The following is a 23,077-nucleotide window of genomic DNA, read 5'->3' as shown; positions in this document are numbered from 1 at the left end:
AGGTGCCTAGGACCCGAAGCCGCGCGGGGACGCGGCCGCGGCGGCGTGCGCGTGGCCGTGGTCGGAGTGGTGCCGGTCGCTGTGCAGCGCGGGCGCCTCCGGCCCGCCGACCACGACCAGCCGTCCGTCCGCGGCCTTGAGCACCTCCACCGGCGTGCCGTAGAGCCGGGTCAGCGTCTCGCTGGTGATGACCTCTTCGGCCGGGCCCGAGGCAGCGCCGCCGGCGACGATGTACACGACCCGGTCCAGGTAGCTCAGGATCGGGTTCACGTCGTGCGCCACCATCACCACGGCCACGTCCTCGTGCCGGCAGATGCGGTGGATCAGCGCGGCCACGCCGGCCTGGTTGGGCAGGTCGAGGGAGTCGAGGGGCTCGTCGAGCAGCAGCAGCCGGGGCCGGCGTACCAGTGCCTGCGCGATCAGCAGCCGCTGCTGCTCGCCGCCGGAGCACTCGCCTATCGGCCGGTCCGCGTACGACGAGGCGCCGACCAGTTCGACCACCTCGCGCACCCGGGTCTCGGCGGCCCGGTGCCGGGGGCTCAAGCGCGAGGCGAAGGGCAGCGGCACGCCCCACCGGTCGCCGTCGAGGCCGAGGCGCACGATGTCCACGCCGCGGATGCGCAGCGAGCCGTCGAAGTTGCGCCGCTGGGGCAGGTAGCCGATCTGGTCGCCCGCGCCGCCCGGACGCGCGCCGAGCACGCGCACCTGCCCGGCCGCGGCCGGCAGCGTGCCCAGCAGAACCTTGATCATGGTGGACTTGCCGACGCCGTTGGGGCCGAGGACCGCGACGAACTCGCCCGGCCGCACGGTCAGGTTCACCCCGCCCCACAGCCGGCGCCCGCCCACCGCCACGGCCGCGTCCCGCAGTTCGAGCACGGCGTCCGGCAGCGGCGGGATCCCGGCGGCTCGCGTATCGGTGTTCTTCATCCTCTTCGTCCCTCCTCGCGGCGCGACTTACTGGTGCCCGGTCGCCTCGGCCAATGCGGCCTCGAGGCTCTGCAACTGCGTGACCATCCACTGTTGGAAGGTGTCGCCGGCGGGGGAGAGGGTCTCGGTGACCGTGGTGACCGGGATGCCCTGCTGCCGGGCCAGGGCGATCTGCGCCTGGATGTCGGGCGTGGAGTTCTGCGAGTTGTACACGTAGACCTTGATCTCGCGGTCGGTGATCTGCTGGTCGATCAGGCTCTTGTCGGCCGCGGTCGGGTCGGAGCCCTCGCTGATGTCCTTCAGGAAGGAGTACGGCGTGCGCAGGTCGAGCCCGAGGCTGTCGGCGAGCGGCGAGACGATGGACTCGGAGGCGCCGATCGGCGTTCCGGCGTACTGCGCCTTGATCTCGGTCTCGAGCCGGTTGTAGTCAGCCAGCGCGGTGTTCTCGAACCAGGTCCGGCGCTCGGCGAAGTACGACGCGCCGGCCGGGTCGATGCGCTGGTAAGCCGTGGTGATCGCGTCGATGACCGCGTACACGCTGGCGCGGGAGTACCACTGGTGCGGATTGTCTCCGTCGGACAGGCCCAGCACGTCCCCGACGGTCAGCACGGTACGCGCAGAGCTGGGGTTGGCCGCGACCAGGCTCGGCGCCCAGGAGCTGTCGTAGCCGATGCCGTTCTGGATGAACAGGCGCGCGCCCGCGATGCGCAGCGCGTCGGCCGCGGTGGGCTCGTAGGAGTGCGGATCGGTCTGCGGGTTGGAGATGAGCGAGGTCTCGGTGACCCGGTCCCCGCCGAGCTGCGCGGCGATCGAGCCCCAGAAGTTCTCCGCCGCGACCACGCTGATCCTGCCGCCGGAGTCGGCCGCGCCCGCGGAGCCCGGCGCGGTGGTCGCGCATGCCGAGGTCGCCAGGCCCGCGGCGACCAGCACAAGCGCCGCGAGTACGCGCAGGGGACCGGGCCCCCGACGCGGCCCGCAGGCGCGGCGTGCGGTCATGGCGATCCCCCATCCGGTGGTAATGAACATCATTTTAGCCCGAGCTATCCTCTCGAGCTTAGCGATAATGGTTTTCATATGCAATGGATCATCCGTGGGGGGCCGGATGGGCGGCCCGAGCCTGCCCGAACGGGCAGGCCGACCCGGGTCGGGGCCCCGCGACCGCGGTCCTGACCGCTGCGCGAGGGCCGCGCGAATAACGTGAGGCGCGCCCGTGTGCGGAGTCTCTATGCTGGTGACGTCATGTGCGCACAACGCCGGCCTGCCGCAGGCTCTTCTCATCCGGCCTCCGCGGGACCCGCGGCCGCCGCCCTCGCCGCTCTGCGCCCCCGCCTCGCCGAACTCCCGCCACGGGACGCGGCCCGGCTGCGGCGGCGGATCGAGGGCGCCCGCAAGGTGCGCAAACCGGAGGCGGCCGCCGCCATCGCGGCCGAGATCTCCGCCCAGATCGACACCGCCATAGCCGGGCTCGCCTCCCGCCAGGCCGCCCTGCCGGAGCTCAGCTATCCGGAGAACCTGCCGGTCAGCGCCAAGCGCGAGGAGATCCTGGCCGCGATCAGGGACAACCAGGTGGTGATCATCGCGGGGGAGACCGGCTCCGGCAAGACCACCCAGATCCCGAAGATCTGCCTGGAGCTCGGGCGCGGGGTGCGCGGCGTGATCGGCCACACCCAGCCGCGCCGGCTCGCCGCCCGCACCGTCGCCGAGCGCATCGCGCAGGAGCTGCACACCGAGCTCGGGCAGGTCGTCGGCTACAAGGTCCGCTTCACCGACAAGGGCGGCGCCGACACCCTGGTCAAGCTGATGACCGACGGCATCCTGCTGGCCGAGCTCCAGCACGACCGGGACCTGCTGCAGTACGACACTCTGATCATCGACGAGGCGCACGAGCGCAGCCTCAACATCGACTTCATCCTCGGCTATCTCAAGCAGCTGCTCCCCCGCCGGCCCGACCTCAAGGTCGTCATCACCTCGGCCACCATCGATCCGGAGCGCTTCGCCGAGCATTTCGCCACCGCGGACGGCACCCCCGCCCCCATCGTCGAGGTCTCCGGACGCACCTACCCGGTGGAGGTGCGCTACCGGCCGATCGTCGATCTCGACGATCCCGACGGCGACCCGGACCGGGACCAGATCCAGGCCATCTGCGACGCGGTGGTGGAGCTGCAGGCCGAGGGCGCGGGCGAGGGCGACATCCTGGTCTTCCTGAGCGGGGAGCGCGAGATCCGCGACACCGCCGACGCGCTCGGCAAGATGCAGCTGCGCCGCACCGAGGTGATCCCGCTCTACGCGCGGCTCTCCAGCGCCGAGCAGCACCGCGTCTTCCAGCCGCACAGCGAGCGCCGGGTGGTGCTGTCCACGAACGTGGCGGAGACCTCGCTGACCGTCCCCGGCATCAAGTACGTCATCGACCCGGGCACCGCGCGCATCTCGCGCTACAGCCACCGGCTCAAGGTCCAGCGGCTGCCGATCGAGCCGGTGTCGCAGGCCTCGGCGAACCAGCGCAAGGGCCGCTGCGGACGCACCTCGGACGGCATCTGCGTGCGGCTGTACTCCGAGGCCGAGTTCCTCTCCCGGCCCGAGTTCACCGAGCCGGAGATCCTGCGCACGAACCTGGCCTCGGTCATCCTGCAGATGACCAACATCGGGCTCGGCGACATCGCCGGCTTCCCGTTCGTCGAGCCGCCGGACCGGCGCAACGTCAAGGACGGCCTCGACCTGCTGCACGAGCTCGGCGCCATCGACGAGGTGACGGCGGACCACCAGCCGCGGCTGACGCCGGTGGGACGCAGGCTCGCCCGCATCCCGGTGGACCCGCGGCTGGCCCGCATGGTGATCGAGGCGGACCGCGCCGGCTGTCTCAACGAGGTGCTGGTCATCGCCTCCGCGCTCTCCATCCAGGACCCGCGCGAGCGTCCGGTGGACAAGCAGGCGCAGGCCTCGCAGTCGCACGCGCGGTTCGTGGACAAGGAAGCCCAGTCGGACTTCCTGACCTACCTCAAGCTCTGGGACTACATCAGGGACAAGCAGCGGGAACTGTCCTCGAACCAGTTCCGCCGGCTGTGCAAGAGCGAGTACCTGCACTACCTGCGCATCCGCGAGTGGCAGGACCTGCACGCCCAGCTGCGCCAGTCCGTGCGCGACCTCGACGTCGTGCCCAACTCGGCCGAGGCCCACCCGCAGGTGGTGCACAGGGCCCTGCTGGCCGGGCTGCTCTCGCACATCGGCATGTACGACCCGGAGAAGCGCGAGTTCATCGGCGCCCGCAACGCCCGGTTCGCGATCTTCCCCGGCTCCTCGCTGTTCAAGAAGTCCCCGCGCTGGGTCATGGCGGCCGAGCTGGTGGAGACCTCACGGCTGTGGGGACGCGTGGCCGCCCGGGTCGAGCCGGAGTGGATCGAGGAGCTCGCCGGGCACCTCGTCAAGCGCAGCTACAGCGAGCCGCACTGGTCCAAGGCCGAGGAATCCGTGCTGGCCTACGAGAAGGTCACGCTCTACGGCATCCCCATCGTCGCCCAACGCCGCGTCAACTACGGCCGGATCGACCAGGAGCTGAGCCGGGAGCTGTTCATCCGGCACGCGCTCGTCTACGGCGAGTGGAACACCCGCCACCAGTTCTTCCACGACAACCGCAAGCTGCTCAAGGAGGTCGAGGAGCTCGAGAACCGGGCCCGGCGCCGCGGCATCGTCGTGGACGACGAGACGCTGTTCGACTTCTACGACCAGCGCGTGGGTGCCGACTGCGTCTCGGCCAAGCACTTCGACACCTGGTGGAAGGCGGCCCGGGCCGAGCAGCCGGACCTGCTCTCCTTCGAGCGCTCCATGCTCGTCAACGAGGGCGCCGCGGCGGTCACCGAGGAGCAGTACCCGAACACCTGGCGGCAGGGCAAGCTGCGGTTCAAGCTGACCTACCAGTTCGAGCCCGGCGCCGACGCCGACGGCGTGACCGTGCACATCCCGCTGGCCGTGCTCAACCAGGTCGAGCCGGAGGGCTTCGACTGGCAGATCCCCGGCCTGCGCGAGGAGCTCGTCACCGAGCTGATCCGCTCACTGCCCAAGCCGATCCGCCGCAGCTTCGTCCCGGCGCCCAACTACGCCAAGGCGCTGCTCGAGAAGCTCCCGCACGGCGTCGACGGGCGCAACGGCTCGCTGCTCGACGGTCTCGAGCGCGAGATGCGCCGCATGGGTGCGCGCGATCTCGAGCGCCAGGACTGGGATCTGGACCGGCTGCCCGAGCACCTGACCATGACCTTCCGGATCGTGGACGACCGCGGCCGCAAGCTGGCCGAGGGCAAGGACCTGGCCGCGCTCAAGGAACAGCTCAAGCCGAAGCTGCGCGAGGAGCTGTCCTCGGCGGCCGAGGACCTCGAACGCACCGGCGCGCGCGGCTGGGACTTCGCCACCGTGCCGCAGGTCTACGAGCAGCACCAGCGCGGCGTCGCGATGAAGGCGTACCCGGCGCTGGTCGACGAGGGGCAGACGGTCGGCCTGAAGCTGCTCGACACCCCCGAGGAGCAGGCCGAGGCGATGCACTTCGGCGTGCGCAGACTGCTGCTGCTCACGATTCCCTCTCCGGTCAAGGCGATGCTCGCGGCCCTGGACAACAAGCAGAAGCTGGCCCTGGGTACGAACCCGTACGGCCCGGTCCCGCTGTTGTTCGAGGACTGTGTCGCCGCCGCGGCCGACTACCTGATGGAGCGCGCCGGGGGACCGGTGTGGGACGAGGCGGGCTTCGCCGCACTGCGGGAGAAGGTGCGCGCGGATCTGGCCGAGACGGCCGAGAACGCGCTGCTGATCGTCTCCGACACGCTCGTCGCGGCGCACGAACTCGAGCGCCGGCTCAAGGGCACCGTGACGCTGGGGCTGCTGCCCTCGCTCACGGATGTCAAGACCCAGTTGGCGCGCCTGCTGCCGAAGGGCTTCATCTGCGCCACCGGCTACGAGCAGTTGCGGCAGCTGCCGCGGTACCTGCGCGCGATCGCGTACCGGCTGGAGAAGATGGCGGACGACCCGTATCGGGACCAGGCGAACATGGCCAAGGTCGCGCAGCTCGAGCGGGAGTACGAGGACGCACTCGCCCGGGTGCCCAAGGGTCGGCGGCCGAGCCCGCAGCTGCGTCAGGCGCGCTGGCTGATCGAGGAGTACCGGGTCAGCCTGTTCGCACAGCAGATCGGCACGGCGAGCACGGTCTCGGAGAAGCGGATCCGCAAGCTGCTGGCGTGAACGCGGCAACGGCGTGCACCCGAGCATGGCTTGCGCCGGCACGGCGGCCTGCGGCCGTCGGAGAAGCCGGATACGGCAGTCCGTCTGGGTAGGGGACGGACTGCCGTTCTTGGCGCGAACCGGTCGGCGCCCCGCGACGCCTCCCGGAAAGGGTGTGTGGTTCGGGTCTCAGCCTTCGCGCTGAGCCGGGATACCGGCCAGCAGGGCCCGCACCTCGGCCTCGCGATAGCGCCGATGTCCGCCCAGCGTGCGGATCGACGTGAGCTTGCCCGCCTTGGCCCACCGGGTGACCGTCTTGGGGTCGACGCGGAACATCGTGGCCACCTCGGCCGGGGTAAGCAGCGGCTCAGCGTCGGGCGTGCGCGCGGTCATGAGCGGCTTCCTCCATCTCCATGATGAACGGCCCGCCAGGGCCGATTCGGCAGGATCCTCCCCGATGGTCCGTCATGCCCTCTGGTGCAAGGTCAGGCGTGCCGGTAATCGGACGAACGGCTTGTCGTTCAAGAACTAGAACTACACCATCCGGGCCCGCTTGGCCGCGAAGTCTATGAAATCGATACATAGAAGAGGCAAATCGCTGGAAGCAGGCAGAAGCGGCGAGGCGCCCATTTGCGGACAGTGGCGACATGGTGACTTTTCGTCATGCACCCGCCGTAACGGCGCCACTGCGGGCGCTGCGGCCATAGCAGACGTGTCCACTGTACCGACTTAAAACCGAACGATATTGGATCATGCCAGAGAACGGAAGACCCTCGTGGGCCGCCTGCGCGCACCCGAGGATCTACCCTGGTGCCTGGACGGTTCGGGAGACCCCTGATCCCGTCCGCACCAGGCGCACCAGCCGACGTCTCAACGAGGAGACCCCTTCCTATGAGCACCCCCTCCCCCTTCCGGTCCGGCGGCCCCGAACAGGTCGTGTACTGCCATGACGAGCCCACCGGACTGCGTGCGATCATCGCGATCCACTCCACCGCGCTCGGCCCCGCACTCGGCGGAACCCGGTTCTACCCGTACGCCGACGAGGACGCGGCCCTGGCCGACGTGCTCAACCTGGCCCGCGGCATGGCCTACAAGAACGCTCTGGCCGGACTCGACCTCGGCGGCGGCAAGGCCGTGATCATCGGCGACCCGGCCACCGGCAAGACCGAGGCGCTGCTGCGGGCCTACGGCCGGTTCGTGCAGTCGCTGGGCGGGCGCTACTTCACCGCGTGCGACGTCGGCACCTACGTCGCCGACATGGACGTCATCGCGCGCGAGTGCTCCTTCGTGACCGGGCGCTCCCCGCAGGACGGCGGCGCCGGGGACTCCTCCATCCTGACCGCCTTCGGCGTCTACCAGGCCATGCGCGCCTGCGCCCTCGACCGCTGGGGCGAGGCCAAGCTGGGCGGGCGCCGGGTGGGCATCGCGGGCGTGGGCAAGGTCGGGCGGCACCTGATCGAACATCTGACCGGCGATCAGGCCGAGATCGTGGTCACCGACGTGAACGCGGCGGCGCTGGACTGGGTCAGGGCGAACCACCCGGGTGTACGGATAGCGGACAGTACGGACGAACTGCTTGACTCCGAGCTCGACGTCTACGCCCCGTGCGCCCTCGGCGGAGCCCTGAACGACGAGACCGTGGCGCGGCTGAGCGCGGCGGTGGTGTGCGGGGCGGCCAACAACCAGTTGGCCCATCCGGGCATCGACAAGGCGCTGGCCGACCGCGGCGTGCTCTACGCGCCGGACTACCTGGTCAACGCCGGCGGGGTGATCCAGGTCGGCGACGAGGCCGCCCACCTGCGCGGCGGCGGCTTCAGCTTCGACCGGGCCAAGGCCAAGGCGGAGCGGATCTTCGACACCACCCTGGAGATCCTGCGCCGCTCCAAGGCCGACGGGGTGCCCCCGGCCGCCACCGCCGACCGCCTCGCCGAGGAGCGGATGCGCGACGTGAGCCGGCTGCGCGGCATCCTGCTTCCGGGCTAGCGGCGGGTCCCGCTGTACGGGCCCGGACGAATCACGCCGCCGCCACACAGTGTGGAATCGACCATCAGCACGGAAGCCATGTATTCTCGACCGAGGTATCGAGTCCCCGTGTAGGAGAAGTTTCGGCCCCCGCCGTACCGATTCGACGCGGAACCAGGTACCTTTAGCTGTGTGACCGGTCCAGCGATCCCCACGTGAGGCATCGGTCACGCCAGTGACTGTGTCGTTGATCGTTGTCGAGACCCGGGGCCGTGCGAAACGCCCCGTCGTTGAGGGGGTCGAGCCATGGGGCGCGGCCGGGCCAAGGCCAAGCAGACCAAGGTCGCTCGCCAGCTGAAGTACCAGCCGGCTGGTGATCTGGACCGTTTGCGGTCGGAGCTGGGCGTAAATGAACCGAATGATCCGCCGTCGAGGAGCAACGGCTCCCGCGAGCATGAGCTCGATGACCGCTATGCGGCCTACGCGGATTATGCGGAAGACGCCGAGGATGAGGAAGATGACGACGATGAGGATGACGAGGACGACTCGTATCCGCATCGTTGAGCTCGCGGCCTGCGCCGACGAGGTGATCCTCAGATCGAATGACAGCTCGCTTCACCCGTAGATCGGTGGACCTGGGTAAGGGTGTGCGGGACGGTTGACCCCGTCCGGCACACCCTTTTCGGGCTTTCGGTCCAGCCGGTCTTCGTCACCCGAACGGAGTACGGGCGCCCGATTGCGAGCGCCCGTTTCAGCCGTTGCCGTGATCCTGCCTTTGGTTACGCCGCGTAGTCGCCGACGAGCTCCGCCGTGCCCTCGGCCCGCGTGTCCGGACCGGCCGTGATCTCGCCGAGCACCCAGGCCCGCTGACCCAGCGCCTCGAGTTCGCGCAGCGCGGCGTCGGCCTGGGCGGCCGGCAGCACGGCGACCATACCGACGCCCATGTTCAGCGTCTTCTCCAGCTCGAGCCGCTCGATCCCGCCGACCTCGCCGACCGTCTGGAACACCGCGGCCGGGGTCCAGGAGGCCCGCTCCAGCCGGGCGTGCAGGCCGGTCGGGATCACCCGGGCCAGGTTCGCGGCCAGGCCGCCGCCGGTGACGTGCGCGTAGGTGTGGATCTCGACCCGGCGGGCGAGCTCGAGGCAGGCCTTCGCGTAGATCTTGGTCGGCTCGAGCAGCTCCTCGCCGAGCGAGCGGCCGAACTCCGGCACCTGCCGGTCCAGCGCCCAGCCGGCCTGGTTGAGCAGCACGTGGCGCACCAGCGAGTAGCCGTTGGAGTGCAGGCCCGAGGAGCCGATCGCCAGGATCGCGTCGCCCTCGCGCACCCGGTCCGGGCCCAGCAGCGCGTCCGCCTCCACCACGCCCGTGGCGGCGCCGGCGACGTCGTAGTCGTCCGGACCCAGCAGTCCGGGGTGTTCGGCCGTCTCCCCGCCGATCAGGGCGCAGCCGGCCTGTACGCACGCCTCGGCGATGCCGCGCACGATCGCGGCGACCCGCTCCGGCACCACCTTGCCGACGCAGATGTAGTCCGTCATGAACAACGGCTCGGCCCCGCACACGACCAGGTCGTCCACCACCATGCCGACGAGGTCGAAGCCGATGGTGTGGTGCACGTCCAGCTTCTGCGCCAGCGCCACCTTGGTGCCCACCCCGTCGGTGGAGGTGGCCAGCAGCGGGCGGCGGTAGCGGGTGAGCGCGGAGGCGTCGAACAGCCCGGCGAAGCCGCCGAGGCCCCCGAGAACCTCGGGGCGGGCGGTCTTGGCCACCCATTCCTTCATCAGTTCGACGGCGCGGTCGCCGGCCTCGATGTCCACGCCGGCGGCGGCGTAGGTCGCGCCGGCACGCGGGTTGTCGTTCACGGCTGAAGCCTTTCGGGGCCGAGGACGGACGCGGGGTCCGTCAGGGGCGGGCGAGCGGGGAGGCGGCGGAGGCCGGCACCTCGAGCAGGTGCTTGCCGAGCCGCTCCGGGTCGGGCAGTTCCACCGGGTAGAAGCCGTCGAAGCAGGCGCGGCACAGCCGCTCGGCGGGGATGGTGGTGGCCTCGATCATCCCTTCGAGGGAGATGTAGCCGAGCGAGTCCGCGCCCATCGAGTGCGCGATCTCGTCCACCGAGAGCCCGTTGGCGATCAGCTCGGCCCGGGTGGCGAAGTCGATCCCGTAGAAGCAGGGCCACTTCACCGGCGGGGCGGAGATGCGCAGGTGGATCTCCGCGGCTCCGGCCTCGCGCAGCATCTTGATCACGGCGCGCTGGGTGTTGCCGCGCACGATCGTGTCGTCCACCACGACCAGGCGCTTGCCCTCGATCACCTCGCGCAGCGGGTTGAGCTTGAGCCGGATGCCGAGCTGGCGGATGGTCTGGCTCGGCTGGATGAAGGTGCGGCCCACGTAGGCGTTCTTGACCAGGCCGTGCCCGAACGCGATGCCGGACTGCTCGGCGTAGCCGATCGCGGCGGGCGTGCCGGACTCCGGGGTCGGGATGACCAGGTCGGCCTCGACCGGGTGCTCGACCGCCAGGCGGCGGCCCATCGCGAGCCGGGAGGCGTTGACCGAGCGGCCGGCGATCGTGGTGTCCGGGCGGGCCAGGTAGACGTACTCGAAGACGCAGCCCTTGGGCTCGGGCTTGGCCCAGTGGTGCGAGCGCAGGCCGTCCTCGTCGATGACGATCAGTTCGCCCGGCTCGATCTCGCGGATGAAGGTGGCCCCGACGATGTCCAGGGCCGCGGTCTCGCTCGCCACCGCCCAGCCGCGCTCCAGCCGGCCGAGGACGAGCGGGCGGATGCCCTGCGGGTCGCGGGTGGCGTAGAGCGTGGTCTCGTCCATGAACACGAGGGAGAAGGCGCCGCGCAGCTGCGGCAGCACCTGCATCGCCGCGTCTTCGAGGCTGAGCTCGGAGCGGCTGGCCAGCAGGTCGGTCATCAGGTCGCTGTCCGAGGTGGCGCCGCGGTCCTTGCCGATCACCTCGCCGTTCGCCCGGGCCGCGCCGACCAGCTCGCCGAGCTCGGCGGTGTTGGTCAGGTTCCCGTTGTGCCCGAGCGCTATGGCGCCGTGCGGGGTGGCCCGGAAGGTCGGCTGCGCGTTCTCCCAGACGGAGGACCCGGTGGTGGAGTAGCGCGTGTGCCCGACGGCGAGGTGGCCGCGCAGCGAGGCCAGCGTCTGCTCGTCGAAGACCTGGGAGACCAGGCCCATGTCCTTGTAGACGAGTATCTGGCTGCCGTTCGAGGCGGCGATGCCGGCCGACTCCTGGCCTCGGTGCTGCAACGCGTAGAGGCCGAAGTAGGCGAGTTTGGCGACTTCCTCCCCCGGCGCCCAGACTCCGAACACCCCGCAGGCGTCGTTGGGGTGCTTGTCTTCGTCGGGGAGTATGTCGTGGGTCAGTCGTCCATCTGGGCGCTTCACGCCCCCCAGTCTACGTCATGGCCGGTTATGCGAAGATCCGCGCGTTCCGGTATGGGAACGCACGGATCTTCGCTGGTGGAGAGCCCGGACCTGGCGGCTCGGCGGGACTCAGTAGGAGAAGTAGCCGAACACGTCGGAGATCAGATCGGCCTTTCCGGCCGACTGGTTGTAGACGCTCACCTGCTGTTGCGTGCCGTTGGTGGCCAGGATGTCCAGGCCGGAGACGGTCTGGTCCTTGAGGTAGTTCAGGCTCGAGACACTCGGCTGGCTGGTGTACGACTGGTACGCCGTGATGTAGCCGTTGGCGGTCTCTTCGGTGAGCGTGAGGTTGGTGACGAGCGTCGCGTCCATCGGGATGTTCTGGGTCTCGTACGCGCTCAGGAAGTACGAGTTGGTGTGGTCGGCTTGGAGCATGCCCCCGGCCTTGCGCGTGTCCAAGGCCCGGTACGGCGTGATCGGCACGTACGCCTCGGAGTACTCGCCGACCGGCCCCGGGGCGAAGTAGCCGGCCACGTCGGCGATCAGGTCCACCGAGCCGCTGCCGCCGCCGTTGTAGAGCTCGACCTTGCCGTCCTTCGCGACCGGGACGATGACGGTGTTCGACACCGTCTGGCCCTTGAGGAAGTTGAGGATCGAGGTCGAGGGCGTCCCGGCGCCGTCGGGCTCCGCGGCGATCCAGCCGTTGGCCGACGCGTCGGTGACGGTCACGTGCAGGGCCACGGCCTTGACGCCGGCCGGGATCGCGTCCTTGCCGGAGACGGCCACGGACAGGCCGTGGTTCGGCGCGACCTTCGCGCTCGGCGCGCCGGTGCCGTGCCGGGTGTCCAGGATGCGGCCGGGGGTGACGGCGGTGTAGCGGCTGCCCGCGGACTGGCGGAAGTAGCCGGAGACGTCCGCGATCAGGTCCACGCTGCCGGCGGCCGTACTGACGTCGTACACGTCGATCTTGCCGTCGGCCGCGACCGGGACGATCGCGTAGTTCGTGACGGTCTGGCCCTTGAGGTAGTTGATGTTCGAGCTCTTGGTGGCCGCCGTGCCGTCCGGCTCGGCGCTGACGTAGCCGTTGGCGCCGGTGGCGTCGGTCACGGTCAGGTTCAGGGCCACGGCGGTCACCCCGGCCGGGATGGAGCCGTTGCCCGCGATCTTCAGCACGACGTGTCCGCCGGTGGAGACCTTGGCCTGCGCCGCGCCGATGCCGTGCCGGGTGTCCAGGATCCGGGTCGGGCCGTACGCCGTGTAGTCGGATCCCACCGTGGTGAACTTGGTGGTCGTCTTCGCGGTGTTCCCGCCCGAGTCGGTCACCGTCTCCGTGATCGTGTACGTACCCGACGCGGCGTAGATGTGGCTGACCACCTCGCCGTCGTCATCGGACACGGCCGGGGTGCCGTCGCCGAAGTCGAGCGAGACACTCGCGATACTCCACGCGTCCGTGATGCCCGACGGGTCCGCGTCGACCATCGTGGACTGATCCGCCTTGACGGCGAGCGAGGGCGTGAGCGGCGCCGCGGCGACGGCGTAGACGGTCAGGGAGCTGACCGAGACGTAGCCGTATCCGTTGTAGTTCACGGCGAGGTCGACCGTGTAGGTGCCCGCGGTCGGCAGCGCGAGGCTCATGTCGGTGGCCGTGGTGGTCACCGTGGACGAGCCGTTCGGGCCGTAGAAGCTGTATTCGTACGTCGGGCTGTCCGACCAGGTGTCGGCGTAGTTCGTGTGCAGCGCGACCGTGGCTCCGATCGGAGCCTGGCCGGCCGACGCGGTGAACGTGCTGCCCGTCAGCGTGGTGTGCGGGTCCTGGAACTCGACGGCACCGCGGTCGTAGTAGTCGTACGACCCGGCGCCGGTGTGCGCGACCGTCGGGTCGGACACGCGCGGGTTGCCGTAGTAGTCGGTCGACTGCTCGCCGGGCGCGTCGGAGTCGGCCGAGTCGATCATCGGCGAACCGTCGGCGACCGTGGTGCTCTGCACGGTGTTGAAGTCGTGCCGTCCCTGGCCGGTTGCGGCGTCGAGGCTCGAGGCGGTGCCGTAGACGTTCCCGCCCCACTCGTATCCGGCGGAGGAGTAGACGTCGTTGTAGTCGCTGACGGTACCGGCGGCGGAACCGGAGTCCACGACCATGCCGTAACCGCCGGCCGAGGACGGGCAGGACGACTGCGAGGCGTCGAGGCTGACGTTGTTGTTCTCGATGTTCGTACCGCCGGACGCGCCGGTGACCGAGATCGCCGATCCGCAGCCGCTGATCTGGTTGCTCGTCACGTCGGTGCTCTGGGCGCCGACGAGGGAGACCGGACTGGCGTAGTCGGAGGCGATGATGTTCGTCGTCAGCATCGTGCCGGTGCTGCCCGCGTCGATCAGGACGCTGTCGAGCCGCGAGTCCTGCACCGTCACGTCCGATGCCGCGCCGGTCACGTGCAGCCCGGACGAACCGGTGACCGGGGGCCCCTGGATGATGTCGTGCGCGAACGTGACGTTGGAGCCGCCGGACACCGTCACCGTGCCGACGGCGTTGCCGAGGGCGAGGTCGTCGAACTCGATGTCCGAGGCGCCGTCCAGGGTGAGGCCCTGAACGTGGACGTTGGTCCCGGTCTGGGCCGAGCCCTGCACCGCGACGAACTGGATCGGCGCGGACGCCGTGCCGGAGCGGGTGAGGGTGGGCGCCGCGTAGGTGCCGGGCCCCACCCTCACGATGTCACCGGGGTTCGCCACGTCGGCCGCGGCCTGGAGCGTGCAGTAGGGCGCGTCGGCCGTGCCGCTGCCCGAGTCCGTGCAGCCGGAGGCGGCGCTGTTGCTGACGTAGATCGTGTTCTGGCCGTCGGCCTGCGCCTCGAGCGGCGCCAGCGAAGCCGCGGCGAGGACGGTGGCCGTGGAGACGGCGAGGACTCGGGAACGCATGTCCCCACTCCTGAGGTTTCTCTTGTTCTGCCCGGGTTCGGCGGTCATCTCAGCCACCCGTCACGGTGTAGGTGAGGTAACTGCCGCTCGGGAGCGGAAGGGTCGCATAGGTGTTGTCGACCGCGGTGCCGGCGTTTCCGAGACCGTTGCCGGCGTCACCTGTCCAGCCGTCCCAGGACCCGTCGTACTCGCGCGTGTCGGACAGCTCCCCGCCGTTCTTCGTGACGACGCTGATGGTGGCCTCGTACCAGTAGCTGCCCGCGAACACGGGGCCGGCGCCGATGGAGACCTGGGAGACGCTGGGCGAGCCCTTCGGGGTGGCCCAGGCCTGCCAGGTTCCGTTCCAGCTGCGGATGGTGTGCCTGAGCACGCCGGTGGAGGTCACCTCGGCGATCTGCGAGGAGCCGTCGAGCACACCCGCGATGCTCGCGTCGACGATCTTGACGCCAGGCTGGGACAGCGCGTGCCAGCCCTGCCAGCTGCCGTTGGCGTTGCGGATGTCGTGCATGAGCACGCCGGAGGTGGTGACGGCGACGAGCTGCGCGGATCCGTCCGGCATCGCGGCGATCGCGGCCCGGACGAAGCCGGTCGAGCCGGCCGGGCTGGTCCAGGACTGCCAGGTGCCGTTGGCGTTGCGGATCGTGTGCAGCAGCTTGCCGGTGGTGGTGATCTCAATGGCCTGGGTCGATCCGTTGGGCATGCCCGCGATACCGATCCACTTGGCCTTCACCCCGGTCGGCTGGCTGAGCGTCTTCCAGTTCGCCCAGGACGCGACGCCGTAGGGCGAGTTGCTCGGGGCACCGAGGGAGAATTCGACCGAACCGCCGGTGGTGACCGCGAGGAGCTCGCCGGAGTCGTTCGGCAGGGCCGCGCTGGCGGCCTGCGCGATGCCGGTGGAGTTGGCCGGGACTTCCAAGCCCGGGATCAAGGCGCTCGACTGGACCAGCGTGCCGGCCGGAATCGCGTTGGTGCTGAAGCTGCGCCAGGCGCTCGCCTTGGCCCCGCTCTGGTCGGTCACCGTCTCGGTGATCGTGTAGGTGCCGGCCTTCGCGTAGGTGTGCGTGACCGTCATGTTGTCCGTGGTGCTCTGGACCGCGGAGCCGTCGCCGAAGTTGAAGGTGACGCCGGTGACGTTCCAGTCGTCGACGGTGCCGTAGTCCGAGACGTCTACGGCGTACTTGCCGTCGGCATAGGTCGAGACCTCCGGAGTCAGCCGCGCCAGCGGCGCCACCGTGAAGGAGACCGAGCCGAAGGACACCGTCGGCGCGGTCGCGCCGTTGGTGGGGACCAGGTACAGATTCGCGGAGTAGGTTCCCGGCGTGGTGAAGGACACCACGGCCTTCCCGCCCACTCCGGCGTCGACCGTCGTCCCGTTGCTCAGCTTGAACTGGTAGTCGAAGCCGTCCGACCAGGTGTCGGTCGCCGCGCCGCTCAAGATGATGCCCGCGCCGACCGGAGTCTTGGACGCGGAGGCGGTGATCGAGGACGTCACCTTGGTCACCGGGTCCTGGAACTGGACCGCGCCGCGGTCGTAGTCGTCGTACGGCCCGGCACCGGTCGGGGCCACCAGCGGGTCGAGGACGCGCGGATGTCCGTAGATGTCCGTGGACTGCTCGCCGATCGCGGCGGAGTCCGCCGAGTTGATCACCTGCGAGCCCTCGCGCGGGGCGGTCGAGAGTCCGGCGTTGTCGTCGTGCTGAGCCTGCCCGGTGGCGGCGTTGAGCGGGGCGGCCGTGGTGTAGTCCGTACCTGCCCACTCGTACGCCGAGCCCGAGCCGTTCACGACGTCGTTGTAGTCCTCGGTCGTGCCGGCCGCAGACGTGGAGTCGACGAGGATGTCGATGTTCGGGTCCGAGGACGAGCAGAACAGCGAGCCGGCTGAGATCGGGCTGACCAGGACATTGTTCTCGATGCTCGTGCCTGCGGCGGAGTCGGCGACCGAGAGCTCCGGACCGCAGGAGTCCACCGTGTTGCTGGTGATCGCGGTGTCCGTGGCGCCGTCCACCGAGACCGCGCTGGTGTAGTACCCGTACAGCAGGTTCGTGCTCAGAACCGTATCGGTCGAGCCGCCGTCGACATCGATCCCGTCGGCACTGGAGTCGAGCACCGTGACACCCGAGGACGCTGTGATGTGGAGCGAAGGCTGCCCGGCCGTGGAGCTACGGAAGCCGTCATTGCGGAAGGTGATGTCGGACGCACCGCTCACGACGGAGGCGGGAGCGGTGGTCCCTGGGAGGAACCCGAAGTTCTGGATGCGTATGTGGCTCGCACCGCTGATCGAGAGCAGGCCCCACGCCTCTCCGGTCATCCCCGTCGTGCTCCAGATCCCGTTGCCGGTGAAGACGATCGGGGCGTCGGCGGTGCCCGAGCGGGTGATGGTGGCGGCGGCGTATGTGCCCGCCGCGACGCTTACCGCATCACCCGGGTTCGCCGCGTCGGCCGCGGCCTGGATCGTGCAGTAGGGCGCCGCGCTCGTACCGGTCCCCGAGTCCGTGCACGCGGAGCTGGATCCGTTGACGTAGAGCGTGTTCTGGCCGGCAGCCTGCGCCGTGAAAGGCGATAAAGAGGCTGCCGCGATGAGCGTCGCCGTGGATGCGGCGACGACGCGAGGACGCATGTCCCCCCCACCTCTGATTTCAGTTGTTCTTCAGTGAATTTCCCTCATGAAACTCAACTACGGAGCATACGCCGAACCCCGACACCGTTGAAGGTATCGGGGTTCGGCGTAGAGCAGTCGTTACACTCGGGCACTTACAGCGGCAGATACCCGCTCAGATCGCTGCGCGGGCCCGAGGCCGAGATCCGGCCGTCGGCCACCGCCTCGGCCCAGCCGAGGCTGCCGTCGGCGAGGGCGAGCCAGGTGGCGGCGTCGGTCTCGACGATGTTGGGCGGGGTGCCGCGGGTGTGCCGGGGTCCCGGCACGCACTGCACCGCGACGTACGGCGGGACGCGCAGCTCGACGCTGCGGCCCGGGATCTTGGCGGCGAATGCGCGCACTGATTCCCGGACCGCGGCGGCGAACTCCTTGTCCATCGGATCCGTCTCCCGCGTCGGCTCAGCCGAACAGCTTCGGGAAGGTCCCGGTCCACGCCTCGCGCAGTTCGGCGAGCGGGATCTCGAACTGGCCCTGCACCTCGAGGGTGTCGCCGTCCACCACGCCGATGCGCGCCACCGGCACGTTGCGGAAGACGCACATGTCGGTGAACCGCTTCTCCTCGCTGCGCGGGACCGCGACCACGGCGCGCCCGGCCGACTCGGAGAACAGCTCGACGAAGGGGTCGAGCTCGCCCGGCAGTACCACGCGCGCACCCTTGCCGCCGCGCATGCAGGACTCGGCCAGCGCCTGGATCAGGCCGCCGTCGGACAGGTCGTGCGCGGCCGAGAGCATGCCGTCGCGCGAGCCGGCCACCAGGATCTCGCCGAGCTGGCGCTCGCGCTCGAGGTCCAGCTTCGGCGGCAGGCCGCCGAGGTGCTCGTGCACCACGTGCGCCCACTCGGAGCCGCCGAACTCGTCGAGCGTCTCGCCGACGAGCAGCAGCACCTCGCCCTCGGTCTCGAAGGCGGAGCGGGTGCGCCGGGCCACGTCGTCGATCACGCCGAGCACGCCCACCACCGGGGTCGGGTGGATCGCCTCGGAGCCGGTCTGGTTGTAGAAGGAGACGTTGCCGCCGGTCACCGGGGTGCCGAGGATCTGGCAGGCGTCCGTCAGGCCGCGACAGGCCTCGGCGAACTGCCACATCACCTCGGGGTCCTCCGGGGAGCCGAAGTTGAGGCAGTCGGTCACCGCGAGCGGCGTGGCGCCGGTGGCGGCCACGTTGCGGTAGGCCTCGGCCAGGGCCAGCTGGGCGCCGGTGTACGGGTCGAGCTTGGTGTAGCGGCCGTTGCCGTCGGTGGACAGCGCGATGCCGAGGCCCGACTCCTCGGACAGCCGGATCATGCCGGAGTCCTCGCCGTGGGCCAGCACCGTGTTGCCGCGCACCCGGTGGTCGTACTGCTCGAGCACCCAGGTCTTGTCGGCCAGGTTGGGGCTGGCGACCATGCGCAGCACGGTGGCGCGCAGCTGCTCGCCGCCGGCCGGCCGGGCCAGGCGGGCCGCGTCCGGGGCGTCGGCCTGCAGCGCGTCCTGCCAGTCCGGGCGGTGGTACGGCCGCTCGTAGACAGGGCCCTGATGCGCGAGGGTGCGCGGGTCCACGTCCACGATCGTCTCGCCGTGCCAGGTCATCCGGAGCCGGCCGGTGTCGGTGACGGTGCCGATGACGGTGGAGATCACATCCCACTTCTCGCAGATCTCGAAGAAGCGGGGCAGGTTCTCGGGCGTGACGACCGCCATCATCCGTTCCTGCGACTCGCTCATCAAGATCTCCTCCGGCACGAGCGTCGCGTCGCGCAGGGGGGCGAGGTCGAGCTTGACGTCCATGCCGCCGGTGCCGGCCGCGGCCAGCTCAGTGGTGGCGCAGGACAGGCCGGCCGCGCCGAGGTCCTGGATGCCGGTGACCAGGTCCTCGGCGTAGATCTCCAGGCAGCACTCGATCAGGACCTTCTCCATGAACGGGTCGCCCACCTGGACGCTCGGCCGCTTGGAGGGCTTGTCCGCGTCGAAGGTCGCGCTGGCCAGCACCGAGGCGCCGCCGATGCCGTCGCCGCCGGTGCGGGCGCCGAACAGGACCACGTGGTTGCCCGGGCCGTCGGCCTTGGCCAGCTTGATCTCGCTCTTCTTGAGCACGCCCACGGACAGGGCATTGACCAGCGGGTTGCCGGAGTAGCAGGCGTCGAACACGACTTCGCCGCCGATGTTGGGCAGGCCGAGGGAGTTGCCGTAGCCGCCGATGCCGCGCACCACGCCGGGCAGCACCCGGTGGGTGTCGGCGGCGTCGGCCGGGCCGAAGCGCAGCGGGTCGAGCACCGCGATCGGGCGCGCGCCCATGGTCAGGATGTCGCGCACGATGCCGCCGACGCCGGTGGCCGCGCCCTGGTAGGGCTCGACGTAGGACGGGTGGTTGTGCGACTCGATCTTGAAGGTGACGGCGAGGTCCTCGCCGACGTCCACCACGCCCGCGTTCTCGCCGGGGCCCACGAGCAGGAAGTCCACCTCGGGGGCGCGCTCGCCGAACTGGCGCAGGTGCACCTTGGAGGACTTGTAGGAGCAGTGCTCCGACCACATCACCGAGTACATGGCCAGCTCGGAGGAGGTCGGCCGGCGCCCCAGGATCTCCCGGATGCGCGCGTACTCGTCGTCCTTGACCCCGAGCGCCTCGTAGGGCTGCTCGGTCTCGGGGCTCGCCTCGGCGCGCTCGACCGTGTCGGCCTGGTAGGTGTGCTCGGACATCAGGCGTTCACCAGCTCGGAGTCGATCAGCCGCTGCAGGACCGAGGTGAAGAAGGGCAGGCCGTCGGTGGCCGGGCCCGGGTAGGGGCCGGTCAGCTCGTCGATCGCGTGCTCGGGGTGCGGCATCAGGCCCACCACGTTGCCGGCCGCGTTGGCCACGCCGGCGATGGCGCGGGCCGAGCCGTTCGGGTTGTCCAGGTACCGCGCGACCACGCGGCCGGTGGCCTCGAGCTCGTCCAGGGTCCGCTCGTCCGCGGTGAACTTGCCCTCGCCGTTCTTGATCGGGATGACGATCTCCTGGCCGGCCTTGTAGCCGCCGGTCCAGGCGGTGTCGGCGGCCTCGACCGTCAGGCGCACGTCCCGATTGACGAACAGCATGCCGTCGTTGCGGATCAGCGCGCCGGGCAGCAGGTGGGACTCGCACAGCACCTGGAACCCGTTGCAGATGCCGAGCACGGGCATGCCCTCGTGCGCGGCCGCGATGACCGACTCCATCACCGGGGAGAACCGGGCGATGGCGCCGCAGCGCAGGTAGTCGCCGTAGGAGAAGCCGCCGGGCAGCACGATCGCGTCCACGCCGTGCAGGTCGGCGTCGCGGTGCCAGAGCGAGACGGGCTCGGCGCCGGCCACGCGCACCGCGCGCAGGGCGTCGGCGTCGTCCTGGGTGCCGGGGAAGGTGACGACGCCGATGCGGGCCGGCATCAGGCTTCCACCCGGACTCGATACTCTTCGATCACGGTGTTGGCCAGCAGTCTCTCGGCCATCTCGCGGACCCGGGCGAGCGCGGCCTCGTCGGCCGGGCCCTCCAGCTCCACCTCGAAGCGCTTGCCCTGACGGACGTCGACGACCCCGTCGAAGCCCAGGCGCGGCAACGCGCGATTGACTGCCTGACCTTGCGGGTCGAGGATTTCCGGCTTCAGCATGACGTCTACCACGACGCGTGCCATGAAAGCTCCCGGTGTCGTGACCACACACGTCCGCGTGTGATCGCTTTGTGGCGGTGCCTCTAGGGTACCCGGGCGGGAGCGGTGCCCCCGCCCGGGTGCCGATCACACCAGGTCAGAGCCCTTGAAGGACGCCAGGTTGGCGCCAGGTACTACCGGAACGCCTCGCCGGTGAGCCTCTCGTAGGCCTCCACGTAGCGGGCCCGGGTGCGCTCGATCACCTCGTCCGGCAGCGGCGGCGGGGCCTCGCCGGAGTGCCGGTCCCAGCCGGAGGCCGGGGAGGTGAGCCAGTCGCGCACGTACTGCTTGTCGTACGAGGGCTGGGCGTGGCCGGGCTCCCACTGGTCGGCCGGCCAGAACCGCGAGGAGTCGGGCGTGAGCACCTCGTCGGCCAGCACGACCGTGCCGTCGGCGCGGCGGCCGAACTCGAACTTCGTGTCGGCCAGGATGATGCCGCGCTCGGCCGCGATCCGGTGCGCCCGGTCGTAGATCGCCAGGGTCAGGTCCCGGATCTCGGCGGCCAGGTCCGCGCCGACCCGCTCGGAGGTCTCGGCGAAGTCGATGTTCTCGTCGTGCTCCCCGACCGCGGCCTTGGCTGCGGGTGTGAAGATCGGATAGTCCAACCGGGAGCCGTCCACCAGCCCCGCGGGCAGCGGAACGCCGCAGGCGGTGCCCCGCTCCTGGTACTCGGCCAGGCCGGAACCGGTCAGGTAGCCGCGCGCGACGCACTCGATCTCGATCATCGAAAGCCGCTCGCAGAGCATGCTCCGGCCGGACAGCACGTCCTTGTGATCGCGAAGTTCCACGGGGAACATCGCCGGATCGGTCGTCACCAGGTGGTTCGGAACGACGTCGGCGAGCTGTTCGAACCACCACAGGCTCAGCTGGGTGAGGATCTTGCCCTTGTCCGGGATCGGCGTCTCGAGCACGTAGTCGTACGCGGACATCCGGTCCGAGGCGACCAGCAGGAGATTGCCGTCCACCTCGAACAGCTCGCGCACCTTGCCGGAGCCCAGGTGCCGCACGCCGGGCACTCCGGCGAGGATCTCGGTATCGCTCATCGGAGGTCCGCCAGCTTCTCGAACATCCCGTCCAGGCGCTCGACGAAGCGCTCGGGCCGGCAGACCTGGTCGAGCCGGGCCTCGTCGATCGTCAGACCCGCCGCCGCGGCCTCCTCGCGCAGGGTCTCGCGGAAGGGCCGCCCGGTCTCCCAGGTCTTCATGGCCGCGCGCTGGCTGAGCGGGTAGGCCTCGGTGTCCCGGGCCAGGCCCATCTCGACCAGCTCGAGCAGCACGGTGGAGGTGTAGATCAGGCCGCCGGTGGACTCCAGGTTGGCCAGCATCCGGTCCTTGTCCACCACGAGTCCCTCGATCAGACGAATAGTCAGATTAAGGAGATAATCCAGCGAGATCGAGGCGTCCGGCAGCGAGATCCGCTCGGTGGAGGAGTGCGAGATGTCCCGCTCGTGCCACAGCGGGATGCCCTCCATCACCGGCACCACCTGGGCGCGCACGATCCGGGCCATCCCGGCGATGCGCTCGGAGACGATCGGGTTCTTCTTGTGCGGCATCGCGGAAGAGCCCTTCTGGCCCTTGCCGAAGGCCTCGGACAGCTCCCTGACCTCGGTACGCTGCCCGTGCCTCACCTCCAGCGCGATGGCCTCGAGCACCGTGGACATGATCGCCAGGGCGCTGACCCACTCGGAGATCCCGTCGCGCAGCACCACCTGCGTGGACACGTCCGCGGCCCGCAGGTTCAGCTTGGCGGCGACGTACTGCTCCACCGCCGGATCGATGTTCGAGTAGGTGCCCACCGCGCCGGAGATCGCCATCACGCCGACGGCCTCGCGGGCCCGGCGGATCCGGTCGCGGGAACGGGCCACGCCGTAGGCCAGGTCGGCCACCCGGTGCCCCCACACGTCCGGCTCGCCGTGGATGCCGTGGGTGCGGCCCACCCGCAGCGTGGCCCGGTGCGCCAGCGCGTGGTCGCGCAGCACCGCCACCAGCCGGTCGGCCTTCTCCAGCAGCAGGGCGCTCGCCTCCACCAGCTGCAGCGCCAGCGCCGTGTCGAGCAGGTCGGAGGAGGTCATGCCGAAGTGCACGTAGGCCGCGGCCTCGCGCGGCTCGGTGTTGTCCGCCCACGCGCTCAGGAACGCGATGACGTCGTGCTGGGTGACGGCCTCGATCTCCGCCACCGCCTCGGGGGTGGGGGCGGGCGCCTTGCGCACCGCCTCGAGTGCGTCCTCGGGCACCACACCGGCCTCGGCGTGCGCCTCCATCACCAGGGTCTCGACCTGGCACCACAGCTCGTACTTGCGGGCCTCGCTCCACACGCGGCCCATATCCGGGAGGGTGTACCGTCCGATCACGGAGGATCGCTCCTTTTTGAAGAGACTCGGCGGGACAGACCTGGCCCGCCGCCACCGATCCTAATCC

At 70.2% G+C, this 23,077-nt stretch carries 15 protein-coding genes and 1 pseudogene; 3 read left to right on the top strand and 13 right to left on the bottom strand.

Going from position 1 to position 23,077, the window contains the following annotated elements:
- Positions 1–6 precede the first annotated feature (6 nt).
- Together KDL01_RS08835 and KDL01_RS08830 are read right to left on the bottom strand one after the other, a co-directional pair.
- Complete coding sequence (locus KDL01_RS08835) at positions 7–927, bottom strand: metal ABC transporter ATP-binding protein (RefSeq protein WP_212527887.1); 921 nt, start codon at positions 925–927, stop codon at positions 7–9.
- Positions 928–954: 27 nt separating this feature from the next.
- Complete coding sequence (locus KDL01_RS08830; protein WP_212527886.1) at positions 955–1,923, bottom strand: metal ABC transporter solute-binding protein, Zn/Mn family; 969 nt, start codon at positions 1,921–1,923, stop codon at positions 955–957.
- Positions 1,924–2,166: 243 nt separating this feature from the next.
- On the opposite strand from KDL01_RS08830, the gene hrpA reads away from it, so the two are divergent.
- Entirely contained in the window at positions 2,167–6,147 is a 3,981-nt protein-coding gene (gene hrpA, locus KDL01_RS08825; RefSeq protein ID WP_212527885.1) for an ATP-dependent RNA helicase HrpA, read from the top strand.
- A 168-nt stretch (positions 6,148–6,315) separates the two neighbouring features.
- On the opposite strand, the gene bldC is transcribed toward hrpA, so the two are convergent.
- Positions 6,316–6,519, bottom strand: coding sequence for a developmental transcriptional regulator BldC (gene bldC, locus KDL01_RS08820; protein ID WP_034266952.1), 204 nt, complete (start codon positions 6,517–6,519; stop codon positions 6,316–6,318).
- 498 nt (positions 6,520–7,017) lie between these two features.
- Here bldC and KDL01_RS08815 point away from each other — a divergent pair, with 498 nt between their 5' ends.
- Both KDL01_RS08815 and KDL01_RS08810 read left to right on the top strand, forming a co-directional pair.
- Entirely contained in the window at positions 7,018–8,109 is a 1,092-nt protein-coding gene (locus KDL01_RS08815) for a Glu/Leu/Phe/Val family dehydrogenase (RefSeq protein ID WP_212527884.1), read from the top strand.
- Positions 8,110–8,394: 285 nt separating this feature from the next.
- Positions 8,395–8,652: a DUF3073 domain-containing protein gene (locus KDL01_RS08810; protein ID WP_212527883.1), complete on the top strand. Its 258-nt coding sequence runs from the start codon at positions 8,395–8,397 to the stop codon at positions 8,650–8,652.
- A 215-nt stretch (positions 8,653–8,867) separates the two neighbouring features.
- On the opposite strand, the gene purM is transcribed toward KDL01_RS08810, so the two are convergent.
- The 10 genes and pseudogenes from purM to purB form a co-directional block, all read right to left on the bottom strand.
- The gene (gene purM / locus KDL01_RS08805) at positions 8,868–9,947 is read right to left on the bottom strand and encodes a phosphoribosylformylglycinamidine cyclo-ligase (RefSeq protein ID WP_212527882.1); all 1,080 of its coding nucleotides are present in this window, start codon (positions 9,945–9,947) and stop codon (positions 8,868–8,870) included.
- A gap of 40 nt (positions 9,948–9,987) precedes the next feature.
- A complete protein-coding gene (purF, locus tag KDL01_RS08800; RefSeq protein WP_307846191.1) occupies positions 9,988–11,484 on the bottom strand; it encodes an amidophosphoribosyltransferase in 1,497 nt (498 codons plus the stop codon).
- A gap of 108 nt (positions 11,485–11,592) precedes the next feature.
- Entirely contained in the window at positions 11,593–14,373 is a 2,781-nt protein-coding gene (locus KDL01_RS08795; RefSeq protein WP_212527881.1) for a PKD domain-containing protein, read from the bottom strand.
- Positions 14,374–14,422: 49 nt separating this feature from the next.
- A complete protein-coding gene (locus KDL01_RS08790) occupies positions 14,423–16,990 on the bottom strand; it encodes a PKD domain-containing protein (protein WP_212527880.1) in 2,568 nt (855 codons plus the stop codon).
- A gap of 134 nt (positions 16,991–17,124) precedes the next feature.
- Positions 17,125–17,391, bottom strand: a pseudogene (locus KDL01_RS08785) (sterol carrier family protein); the annotation flags it as partial.
- 37 nt (positions 17,392–17,428) lie between these two features.
- Complete coding sequence (gene purL, locus KDL01_RS08780; RefSeq protein ID WP_212527878.1) at positions 17,429–19,699, bottom strand: phosphoribosylformylglycinamidine synthase subunit PurL; 2,271 nt, start codon at positions 19,697–19,699, stop codon at positions 17,429–17,431.
- On the bottom strand, positions 19,699–20,400 hold the full coding sequence (purQ, locus tag KDL01_RS08775) for a phosphoribosylformylglycinamidine synthase subunit PurQ (protein ID WP_212527877.1): 702 nt from the start codon (positions 20,398–20,400) through the stop codon (positions 19,699–19,701). Before purQ ends, purL begins: the two co-directional genes overlap by 1 nt.
- Complete coding sequence (gene purS, locus KDL01_RS08770) at positions 20,400–20,645, bottom strand: phosphoribosylformylglycinamidine synthase subunit PurS (RefSeq protein WP_212527876.1); 246 nt, start codon at positions 20,643–20,645, stop codon at positions 20,400–20,402. Before purS ends, purQ begins: the two co-directional genes overlap by 1 nt.
- A 149-nt stretch (positions 20,646–20,794) precedes the next feature.
- The gene (locus KDL01_RS08765) at positions 20,795–21,703 is read right to left on the bottom strand and encodes a phosphoribosylaminoimidazolesuccinocarboxamide synthase (protein ID WP_212527875.1); all 909 of its coding nucleotides are present in this window, start codon (positions 21,701–21,703) and stop codon (positions 20,795–20,797) included.
- A complete protein-coding gene (purB, locus tag KDL01_RS08760) occupies positions 21,700–23,010 on the bottom strand; it encodes an adenylosuccinate lyase (RefSeq protein WP_212527874.1) in 1,311 nt (436 codons plus the stop codon). Before purB ends, KDL01_RS08765 begins: the two co-directional genes overlap by 4 nt.
- Positions 23,011–23,077 lie beyond the last annotated feature (67 nt).

The sequence above is a fragment of the Actinospica durhamensis genome, from assembly GCF_018139695.1.
GTDB lineage: Bacteria > Actinomycetota > Actinomycetes > Streptomycetales > Catenulisporaceae > Actinospica > Actinospica durhamensis.
The sequence above is the reverse complement of the archived record's forward strand: the minus strand, read 5'-3'. Positions and strand labels throughout refer to the sequence as shown.